Source organism: Streptomyces sp. NPDC056527 (assembly GCF_042794475.1).
GTDB lineage: Bacteria > Actinomycetota > Actinomycetes > Streptomycetales > Streptomycetaceae > Streptomyces.
The window spans coordinates 1-8,869 of record NZ_JBHTTQ010000031.1; the positions used below are offsets into that span (position 1 = coordinate 1).

At 70.5% G+C, this 8,869-nt stretch carries 12 protein-coding genes; 7 read left to right on the forward strand and 5 right to left on the reverse strand.

From position 1 onward, the window contains the following. Window positions 1–208, forward strand: a 208-nt coding sequence (locus ACFQ7Q_RS17460) for an ATP-binding protein (protein WP_383555586.1), incomplete at its 5' end; no start/stop codon positions are given. On the opposite strand, the gene ACFQ7Q_RS17465 is transcribed toward ACFQ7Q_RS17460, so the two are convergent. From ACFQ7Q_RS17465 to ACFQ7Q_RS17480, 4 genes are all read right to left on the reverse strand, one after another. Next, the gene (locus ACFQ7Q_RS17465) at window positions 205–681 is read right to left on the reverse strand and encodes a MarR family winged helix-turn-helix transcriptional regulator (protein WP_383555588.1); all 477 of its coding nucleotides are present in this window, start codon (window positions 679–681) and stop codon (window positions 205–207) included. The two genes, ACFQ7Q_RS17460 and ACFQ7Q_RS17465, sit on opposite strands and share 4 nt — an antisense overlap. Window positions 682–822: 141 nt before the next feature. Beyond that, on the reverse strand, window positions 823–1,608 hold the full coding sequence (locus tag ACFQ7Q_RS17470) for an AIM24 family protein (RefSeq protein WP_383555590.1): 786 nt from the start codon (window positions 1,606–1,608) through the stop codon (window positions 823–825). Beyond that, on the reverse strand, window positions 1,605–2,255 hold the full coding sequence (locus ACFQ7Q_RS17475) for an AIM24 family protein (RefSeq protein WP_383555592.1): 651 nt from the start codon (window positions 2,253–2,255) through the stop codon (window positions 1,605–1,607). Before ACFQ7Q_RS17475 ends, ACFQ7Q_RS17470 begins: the two co-directional genes overlap by 4 nt. After that, a complete protein-coding gene (locus ACFQ7Q_RS17480; protein WP_383555595.1) occupies window positions 2,255–2,893 on the reverse strand; it encodes an AIM24 family protein in 639 nt (212 codons plus the stop codon). The genes ACFQ7Q_RS17475 and ACFQ7Q_RS17480 overlap by 1 nt, the downstream gene beginning before the upstream one ends. Window positions 2,894–3,011: 118 nt before the next feature. Here ACFQ7Q_RS17480 and ACFQ7Q_RS17485 point away from each other — a divergent pair, with 118 nt between their 5' ends. After that, window positions 3,012–3,356 (forward strand): DUF3817 domain-containing protein, encoded by a 345-nt coding sequence (locus tag ACFQ7Q_RS17485; protein ID WP_383555597.1) that lies wholly within the window; start codon window positions 3,012–3,014, stop codon window positions 3,354–3,356. Beyond that, window positions 3,353–3,646, forward strand: a complete 294-nt coding sequence (locus ACFQ7Q_RS17490; RefSeq protein ID WP_383555599.1) for an MTH1187 family thiamine-binding protein — start codon at window positions 3,353–3,355, stop codon at window positions 3,644–3,646. Before ACFQ7Q_RS17485 ends, ACFQ7Q_RS17490 begins: the two co-directional genes overlap by 4 nt. Before the next feature lie 46 nt (window positions 3,647–3,692). Here ACFQ7Q_RS17490 and ACFQ7Q_RS17495 read toward each other — a convergent pair whose 3' ends face one another. Then, window positions 3,693–4,691, reverse strand: a complete 999-nt coding sequence (locus ACFQ7Q_RS17495; RefSeq protein WP_383555601.1) for a DUF5937 family protein — start codon at window positions 4,689–4,691, stop codon at window positions 3,693–3,695. A gap of 71 nt (window positions 4,692–4,762) precedes the next feature. Here ACFQ7Q_RS17495 and ACFQ7Q_RS17500 point away from each other — a divergent pair, with 71 nt between their 5' ends. The 4 genes from ACFQ7Q_RS17500 to ACFQ7Q_RS17515 all read left to right on the forward strand — a co-directional run bounded on the left by ACFQ7Q_RS17500 (window position 4,763) and on the right by ACFQ7Q_RS17515 (window position 8,731). After that, window positions 4,763–6,052 carry an MFS transporter gene (locus ACFQ7Q_RS17500; protein WP_383555603.1) on the forward strand — a complete coding sequence of 430 codons (1,290 nt, stop codon included), beginning with the start codon at window positions 4,763–4,765 and terminating at the stop codon, window positions 6,050–6,052. A 9-nt stretch (window positions 6,053–6,061) separates the two neighbouring features. Then, window positions 6,062–6,571, forward strand: a complete 510-nt coding sequence (locus ACFQ7Q_RS17505; RefSeq protein ID WP_383555606.1) for a MarR family winged helix-turn-helix transcriptional regulator — start codon at window positions 6,062–6,064, stop codon at window positions 6,569–6,571. A 55-nt stretch (window positions 6,572–6,626) separates the two neighbouring features. Then, window positions 6,627–6,959 carry a DUF3817 domain-containing protein gene (locus ACFQ7Q_RS17510; protein ID WP_383555609.1) on the forward strand — a complete coding sequence of 111 codons (333 nt, stop codon included), beginning with the start codon at window positions 6,627–6,629 and terminating at the stop codon, window positions 6,957–6,959. A 71-nt stretch (window positions 6,960–7,030) separates the two neighbouring features. After that, the gene (locus tag ACFQ7Q_RS17515) at window positions 7,031–8,731 is read left to right on the forward strand and encodes a methylmalonyl-CoA mutase (RefSeq protein WP_383555611.1); all 1,701 of its coding nucleotides are present in this window, start codon (window positions 7,031–7,033) and stop codon (window positions 8,729–8,731) included. Window positions 8,732–8,869: the final 138 nt, after the last annotated feature.

The following is an 8,869-nucleotide window of genomic DNA, read 5'->3' on the forward strand; positions in this document are numbered from 1 at the left end:
GCCGGCCGGGCATCAGCCCGGCCGGCGGCGCGCCGCGCAGTCCCGGCCCCCCGGCGACGCACGCAGCCGTGGCGAGGGCGGCGCGGGGCTCGGGCCGGCCATCGCCCGGGACGTCGCCGTGCGGCACGGGGGCACTCTCACCGTCCGTGAAGCACCCGCAGGCGGGGCTCTGTCCGAACTCCGCCTGCCGCTCCCGGAGGACCGCTAGGGCTTGCCTCGGCGGCCCCGCAGCTGCTCCGCCACCGGCTTCAGCGACTCGTGGAGGTCGCCGAGCGCCTCGGAGCTGAGCTGGTCGATGAAGTGCTTGCGTACCGATTCGACGTGGTGCGGTGCCACCTTCCGCATCGTGTCCATGCCCTGGTCGGTCAGGACCGCGTACAGCCCGCGGCGGTCCGACTCGCAGTTCTCACGGCGCACGAGCCCCGCGTTCTCCATGCGGGTGATCTGGTGCGAGAGCCGGCTCTTGGACTGCAGCGTCGCGGTCGCGAGGTCGCTCATGCGCAGGCGCCGTTCCGCCGACTCCGACAGATTCACCAGAATCTCGTAGTCGTTGATGGTCAGGCCGAAGGGCTGGAGATCCTTCTCCAGCTGGTACGTCAGCATCCTGTTGACGTCCAGATACGTGCGCCATGCACACTGCTCGGCGTCGTTGAGCCAGGGGGTGGCCGTCTCGGTCTCCATATATGGATTCTACCTAAGAAGTTGAATGCTGGACGAAATGAGGGAATGTGACGCCGGGCACCCGGAGCCCCGACGCGCGGGTGCGGAGATTCGAACGGCGCCCGACGCCGTTCGATGACGTCACACTCCGCAGACTACCGGCTACAGCCCGAAGCGACGTTGGAGGTCTCCGAGCTGACCGGGAAGGCGCGGTACGGATCCGCCCTGACCATGGCCGGAACCGAACGGTCCATGACCACCCGGTACCCCCGCCTGCGCCGGCGTCTCACCGATCGCCCGTTCGGCCATCAGCAGCTCCGTCGACTGGAGCAGTACCGTACCCGCGCCCACGAACTCGAACTGGTGCTCCTCGCCCGAGGTGCCGCCGATCCCCGTCAGCGCCCGTACGCCGCCCATCACGCCGGTCAGATAGCCGTGGTCGTAGTGGTGGCACGGGGACGGACAGTCCGCCCAGCCCACCAGCGCCTGCGGATCCACCCGCATGGGCGGCTCCATGAAGACCACCGGCCCGTTCGACGCCGCCACGAACTTGCCCGTGCCGATCAGCGTCACGAACCCCGGCACGATCGACTGCTTCAGCGCCAGCGTCGGCTGGTACGCCAGCAGATTGCCGGAACGGATCGTCAGATTGCCCTCGTCCAGGTCGAACGAGTTCACGTCGAAGGCCCGGTCGGCGAGCAGCATCTTGCCGCTGCCCTCCGCCACCACCCAGTCGCTCGCATGGAGCGGCGAGTGGAACGACGTACGGACCAGGCGGTCCAGCCGCCCATGGCCGATGCCGTTGAAGTCGATCCGCCCGTAGTAGGCGATCATCTTGCCCTTCTGCAGGAACCACTGGGAGCCCTTGAGCTCCACGCAGAAGGTGTACGGATTGACGTTGTCGTCGGACGGGAGCGAGTGCGGGTCGAGGACGACGGGACCGGTCACAGCTTCTCCTCCGAGGCCTGCACGTACACCGCACCACTGCCGCTCAGCTCCAGCTGGAACGCCTCGCCCGAGCCCCGCCCCACCATGTCGCGCCAGCCCAGCGCGGTGGAGAGCTTGTTCCGTACGTCGCCGTGGTGCGCGACATACGCCTGCGGGTCCACATGGACCGCGCGTCCGGGGGTGATAGGCAGCTCGATCACACCGCCGTGCGCCATGACCGCGACCGCGCCATGGCCCTTGAGCGTCGTCGTGAAGAGCCCCTGGCCCGTCACCTGGCCGCGCACCATGCCCATGACGCCGCCCTGGGAGCCCATGAACATCGTGCCCTGCTCCAGGGTGCCGTCGAAGGCGAGGAGGCGGTCGGCCTCGACGAAGAGGGTGTCGCCGGTCAGCCGGATCACCTGGATGTGGTGGCCGCCATGCCCGAACATCACCGTGCCGTTGCCCTCGACGGTCATCAGCGGAGTCGCCTCGCCCGCCACCCGGCGACCGATCATCGACATCACGCCGCCCTGGCCACCGGTGATGTTCGGCGTGAAAGTGACGTCGCCGCGGTACGCAAGCATCGCGCCGCGCTGGCTGAACATGCGCTGCCCCGGCACCACCTGGGCCTCGACCATCTTCGAGTTGATCTCGCGGAACGGCATCAGACGTCACCCCCCACCGTGTTGCGCTCGCTCGGCTGGACGTAGACGAGCCCGTCGCCCTCGAAGCGGATCTGGAACGCCTCGCCGCCGCCCTCGCCGAGGAAGGTGCGGAAGGTCACACCGGACTGGAAGCTCTGCTGGAGGTTGCCCTGGTGGGCGACGTACGCGCCGGGGTCGACGGAGAGCGGGTACTGCGGTGTCACGCGGAGCACCACCGCCGGGCCGTCCGACATGATCGCCGCCTGGCCCGTGCCCTCGACCGTCGTCGTGAAGAGACCGTTGCCGGTCGCTCCGCCGCGCAGCCCGGTGAAACTCGTGCCGGTGCGCAGCCCCGCGTCGGTGCAGAGCAGATTGCTCGCCTCGACGTAGAGCTTGTCGCCGTGCAGGGAGACGAGGTTGATCTCGGAGGCGCGGTCGGCGAACCAGCAGGTCCCCTGGCCCTTCACCTCCATCACCTCCATCTGCTCGCCGGTGAGCCGACGGGTGACCATGCCGCGCAGGCCCTCACCGCCGCCGGACATCTTCTTGAAGGCCATCTGGCCGTCGTACGCGACCATCGAGCCGTTCTTCGCCTTGACGGCGTCACCGGTCATGTCGACGGCCAGCACTTTGCTGCCTTGGAGTCGAAACGTTGCCACGGAGCGAGATTACGGGGCCCCCGGACAAAGGGACAGCAAAGTCGGGTGCCACAATGAGGCGACGCTTGTGCATCCATTCACAAGATCACCGGCCCCCTCCCACCCGAAGGTGACCCCCGTGGACATCAAGACCGCCTCCTCCCTCCAGCGCCTCCGACTCGTCTCCGCTCCGGAGGCCGTCTCCTTCCTCCTTCTGCTGGTCTGCTCCGTACTGAAGCGGACGACGGAGTTCAACGCGGTGCCGGTGATGGGCGCGATCCACGGCGTTCTCTTCATCCTCTACGTGCTCTTCTGGCTCGACGCCTGGAACCGCACCAAGTGGAACGTCAAGACGGCGGCGCTCTACTTCGTGCTCTCCGTGCTGCCCCTCGGCGGCTTCTTCGCCGAGCGCAAGCTCAAGCGCGAGGCCCAGGACGCGGTGATCGCCTCCCGCGCCCGCCGCGAGGGCACGGTGAACGCGTGATCGTCGCCTTCTCGGTCACGCCGCTCGGAGTCGGCGAGGAGGTCGGCGAGTACGTCGCCGACGCCGTCCGGGTCGTACGGGAGTCGGGGCTGCCGAACCGTACCGACGCGATGTTCACCTCGATCGAAGGTGACTGGGACGAGGTGATGGACGTGGTCAAGCGCGCCGTCGCCGCGGTCGAGGCGCGGGCGCCCCGGGTCTCCGTCGTCCTCAAGGCCGACATCCGGCCGGGCGTCACGGACGGACTCTCCTCCAAGGTCGCGACCGTGGAACGCCACCTGGAGGGCTGAACACCCGCCGCCGAGGCCGAGCCCCCGCCCCCTCGGGGTCGGGGGCTCAGTCGTGCGCGCCGCCGGAGGCGGCCAGGGCGATGCCGAGCGGGGTGCGCTCGTAGAGCACCTGGTGGCCGTAGCGGCGGGAGGTCAGCAGGCCGGCCTCCTTCAGTACGGACAGATGCGCCGACACGGAGGAGGGGGCGAGGCCGAGACGGTGCGCGAGCGCGCTCGTGCCGGCCGGATCGTCCAGGGCGCACAGCACGTCCGCGCGGGCCCGGCCGAGCAGCCGGGCGAGTGCGTCGGGCGTCCGGTCGCGGGCCTCGGTCCACAGCCCGCCGATCCCGCGCGCCGGGTAGACGACGGTCGGCTGCCAGGGCGGATCGAAGCCGCTGACGACGTCGGGCCAGGTGAAGACCGACGGCATGAGGACCAGGCCCTGCCCGTCCAGGGCGCGGACGTGCTCGCCGCGGTAGGCGACGGTGAGGGTGGCGCTGTCGGCGGCCCAGTCGAAGCCGGGGTGCAGCTCGCCGAGGAGACGCTCCAGGCCGCCGTCGGCGAGCCGGCGGGAGTGGTAGGCGACATCGGCTTCGAGGAGGGCGCGCAGCCGGGGCCACACGGGCGCGATCAGGGCGTCCCAGGCGTCCTGGAGCAGATCGGCGAGCCGCTGGACGGCCCCCGCGGGGTCGGCGAGCATCCGCCGCCCCTCGGCGGTCGCCGCGGCGCCGGGGGTGTCGGCGAGGGCACGCGCGAAGTCGTCCAGGGCGAGGGCGGGATCGGTCTCGCGCACGGCCGCGATCTCCTCCTCGAAAGAGGCGGCGGGGCCGAGCGGCGGCGGATAGAGGAAGTCCGGGCTGTGCCCGTGCCGGGGCATCAGCAGATGGAGCGGCCCGAGGTCGATCCCCTCGGCCGCGCCGCGGATCCGCCGCAGCCACGGCAGGTGGTACCCCTGCTGCCGGGGCCGGGCGAGCACCCGCACCGCGGACTGCGTCTCCCAGAGCGGCGAGAGCGCGAACCGGATCCGAAGGGGGTCGGCCTCGCCGAACCGAAGGTGATAGGGCATGACTCCCCACGAGAGATTCGGCTGGAGCCGAAAGTCTAGGACGGGGGTGGCGGCGCGGTGAGTCTCGCCCCATGCCGAAGGAGAACCCGAGAACCACCTCCACGTCCCGCGCGGAACCCGCCCCGGCCCATGCGCCCGGGCGGACGGCCACCCCCGGCTACCGCGCCGTGTTCGCGGTGCGGGAGTTCAGGACCGTGTTCGTCGCGCACCTGCTCTCGCTGCTCGGGGTCGTCGTCAGCGAGATCGCGCTCACCGTGCTCGTCTACGACCTCACCGGGTCGCCCCTGCTCTCCTCCCTCACCTTCGCCCTCGGGTTCCTGCCCTATCTGCTGGGCGGCACCCTGCTCGCCGGTGTCGCCGACCGGTATCCCGCGCGCCGTGTGCTCGTCGTCTGCGATCTCGTCTGCGCCGGGTGCGTCGCGCTGATGGTCGCGCCCGTGACACCGGTCGCCGGGCTGCTCGTGCTGCGGTGCGCCGTCGCCGCCGTCGCGCCCGTCTTCAACGGGACCCGGATGGCGACCCTCGCCGACATCCTCGGCGAGGGCGACCTCTTCGTGCTCGGCCGCTCCCTTCTCCGGATCGTCTCGCAGAGCGCCCTGCTCGCCGGGTTCGGAGTCGGCGGCGTGCTGCTCACCGTGGTGCCGCCGCGCGGCGCCATCGCGATCACCGCCGTCACGTTCCTCGCCTCCGCGCTGCTGCTGCGCTTCGGCACGGCCCACCGCCCCGCCCGCGCGGCGACCGCCGAGCGCCAGGGCCTCGGCGGCACCTGGGGCGTCCTGCGCGACCGCCGGATCCGCGCGCTGATGCTCCTGTTCTGGATCCCGCCCCTCTTCGTCGTCACCCCCGAGGCCCTCGCCGCCCCCTACGCCCGCGAGATCGGCGCCTCCACCGCCGCCCTGGGTCTCCTCATGTGCGCGATGCCCGTCGGCACCATCGCGGGCGAGCTCTTCGCCGGCTCCGCCCTCAGCGCCCGGGTCCGCGAGCGGATCGTCGTCCCGCTCGTGGCCGTGGGGATGCTGCCCTTCCTCCTCTACGCCGTCGAGCCCGGCATCGCCCTCGCCGCCGTCGCCCTCCTCCTGGCCGGTGCCACCGGCGCGTACACCCTCGGCCTCGACGCCTGGTTCGTCGCCGCCGTCCCCGAGGAGCAGCGCGGCCGGGCCATGACGCTGATGACCGCGGGCATGATGACGATCCAGGGTGTCGGCATGGCCGGCGCCGGGCTCGCCGCCGAGTTCCTGCCCGTCCACGTCGTGGTCGTCGGCGCGGGCGTGCTCGGTACCGTCTGCGTCCTGGCGGTCGTCGCCGAGGTCCGTGCGACCGAAGTTCGAGACGAGGCTGACCACCATGTGACCAGTGGGTAAGGTCGACGCGTGCCGAAGCCGCTCAGTCTCCCGTTCGACCCCATCGCCCGCGCCGACGAGCTCTGGCAGAACCGCTGGGGGCCCTCCCCCTCGATGGCCGCGATCACCTCGATCATGCGCGCCCACCAGATCCTGCTCGCGGAGGTCGACGCCGTGGTCAAGCCGTACGGGCTGACCTTCGCGCGCTACGAGGCCCTCGTGCTGCTCACCTTCTCCAAGGCCGGTGAGCTGCCGATGTCCAAGATCGGCGAGCGGCTGATGGTCCACCCCACGTCCGTGACGAACACCGTGGACCGGCTCGTGAAGTCCGGTCTCGTCGACAAGCGGCCCAACCCCAACGACGGCCGCGGAACCCTCGCCTCCATCACCGAGAAGGGCCGCGAGGTGGTCGAGGCGGCCACCCGCGACCTGATGGAGATGGACTTCGGCCTCGGGGTCTACGACGCCGAGGAGTGCGCGGAGATCTTCGCGATGCTGCGCCCGCTCCGGGTGAGCGCGCACGACTTCGACGAGAGCTGACCCGAAGCCGGGCCCGCCCGAAGATCGCCCGGAACGTGCCGTTACGCTCGACGGCATGAAATCCAGCGTGCTGACCCGTTACCGCGTGATGGCGTACATCACCGCCGTCATGCTGCTCGTGCTGTGCACCTGCATGGTCTTCAAGTACGGGTTCGACACGGGCGAGGATGTGACCTTCGCGGTCTCCCAGGCCCACGGTGTCCTCTACATCATCTACCTGATCTTCGCCTTCGACCTGGGCTCCAAGGCGAAGTGGCCGTTCGGCAAGCTCCTGTGGGTGCTGCTGTCCGGGACGATCCCGTTCGCCGCGTTCTTCGTCGAGCGCAAGGTCGTCCGCGAGACGCTTCCGCTGGTCAGCGGCGCGCAGCCGGCCCCCGTCAAGGCATAGGGCACACCCCCGCACGGATGTGCGGGGGTTTCCCATCGACATTTACTAGGACGTCCTAGTAAATTTGAAGCATGGACGCTGACGCGATCGAGGAAGGCCGCCGACGCTGGCAGGCCCGCTACGACAAGGCCCGCAAGCGCGACGCCGACTTCACGACGCTCTCCGGTGACCCGGTCGAGCCCGTCTACGGGCCGCGGCCCGGGGACACCTACGAGGGCTTCGAGCGCATCGGCTGGCCCGGGGAGTACCCCTTCACCCGCGGTCTGCACCCGACGGGCTACCGCGGCCGGACCTGGACCATCCGCCAGTTCGCCGGCTTCGGCAACGCCGAGCAGACCAACGAGCGGTACAAGATGATCCTGGCCGCCGGCGGCGGCGGGCTCTCGGTCGCCTTCGACATGCCCACCCTCATGGGCCGCGACTCCGACGACCCGCGCTCGCTCGGCGAGGTCGGCCACTGCGGCGTCGCCATCGACTCCGCCGCCGACATGGAGGTCCTCTTCAAGGACATCCCGCTCGGCGACGTGACCACCTCGATGACCATCTCCGGGCCCGCCGTGCCCGTCTTCTGCATGTACCTGGTCGCCGCCGAGCGCCAGGGTGTCGACCCGGCCGTGCTCAACGGCACGCTCCAGACCGACATCTTCAAGGAGTACATCGCGCAGAAGGAGTGGCTCTTCCAGCCCGAGCCGCACCTGCGCCTCATCGGCGACCTCATGGAGCACTGCGCGCAGGGCATCCCCGCGTACAAGCCGCTCTCCGTCTCCGGCTATCACATCCGCGAGGCCGGGGCGACGGCCGCGCAGGAGCTCGCGTACACCCTCGCCGACGGCTTCGGCTACGTCGAGCTCGGCCTCTCCCGCGGTCTGGACGTCGACGTCTTCGCCCCCGGTCTCTCCTTCTTCTTCGACGCGCACCTCGACTTCTTCGAGGAGATCGCCAAGTTCCGCGCCGCCCGCCGGATCTGGGCCCGCTGGATGAAGGAGGTCTACGGCGCCAAGACCGACAAGGCCCAGTGGCTCCGCTTCCACACCCAGACCGCCGGTGTCTCCCTCACCGCCCAGCAGCCGTACAACAACGTCGTGCGGACCGCGGTCGAGGCGCTCTCCGCGGTCCTCGGCGGCACCAACTCGCTGCACACCAACGCCCTCGACGAGACCCTCGCGCTCCCCAGCGAGCAGGCCGCCGAGATCGCGCTGCGCACGCAGCAGGTGCTGATGGAGGAGACGGGCGTGGCCAACGTGGCCGACCCGCTCGGTGGCTCCTGGTACGTCGAGCAGCTCACCGACCGGATCGAGGCCGACGCCGAGAAGATCTTCGACCAGATCAAGGAGCGCGGCCGCCGGGCCCACCCGGACGGGCAGCACCCGATCGGTCCGATCACCTCGGGCATCCTGCGCGGCATCGAGGACGGCTGGTTCACCGGCGAGATCGCCGAATCCGCCTTCCAGTACCAGCAGTCCCTGGAGAAGGGCGACAAGCGCGTCGTCGGCGTCAACGTCCACCACGGCTCGGTCACCGGCGACCTGGAGATCCTGCGGGTCAGCCACGAGGTCGAGTGGGAGCAGGTCCGCGTCCTCGGCGAGCGCAAGGAGCGCCGCGACGACGCCCAGGTCCGCGCCGCCCTGGACTCGATGCTGGCAGCGGCCCGCGACGGCTCCAACATGATCGGACCGATGCTCGACGCGGTCCGCGCGGAGGCCACCCTCGGCGAGATCTGCGACGTGCTCCGCGAGGAGTGGGGCATCTACACGGAGCCCCCGGGCTTCTAGCCGTACGAGAAGGGGCGGTACGGGAAGTCCCGTACCCCCCCCGCCGCGGCGGCCCCGCCGCGGGCCGGGCCCCCACCCGACGGGGGGGGGTGCGCACCCCCCCCGGTGGAAAAAAAAAAAAACAGGCCCCCCGACAGA

Bases quoted from the DNA above. Each gene is read 5' to 3' on its own strand.
- ACFQ7Q_RS17465 (WP_383555588.1), bottom strand. From the start codon at position 681: ATGGAGACCGAGACGGCCACCCCCTGGCTCAACGACGCCGAGCAGTGT.
- ACFQ7Q_RS17475 (WP_383555592.1), bottom strand. From the start codon at position 2,255: ATGCCGTTCCGCGAGATCAACTCGAAGATGGTCGAGGCCCAGGTGGTG.
- ACFQ7Q_RS17495 (WP_383555601.1), bottom strand. From the start codon at position 4,691: ATGCCCTATCACCTTCGGTTCGGCGAGGCCGACCCCCTTCGGATCCGG.
- ACFQ7Q_RS17500 (WP_383555603.1), top strand. From the start codon at position 4,763: ATGCCGAAGGAGAACCCGAGAACCACCTCCACGTCCCGCGCGGAACCC.
- ACFQ7Q_RS17510 (WP_383555609.1), top strand. From the start codon at position 6,627: ATGAAATCCAGCGTGCTGACCCGTTACCGCGTGATGGCGTACATCACC.
- ACFQ7Q_RS17515 (WP_383555611.1), top strand. From the start codon at position 7,031: ATGGACGCTGACGCGATCGAGGAAGGCCGCCGACGCTGGCAGGCCCGC.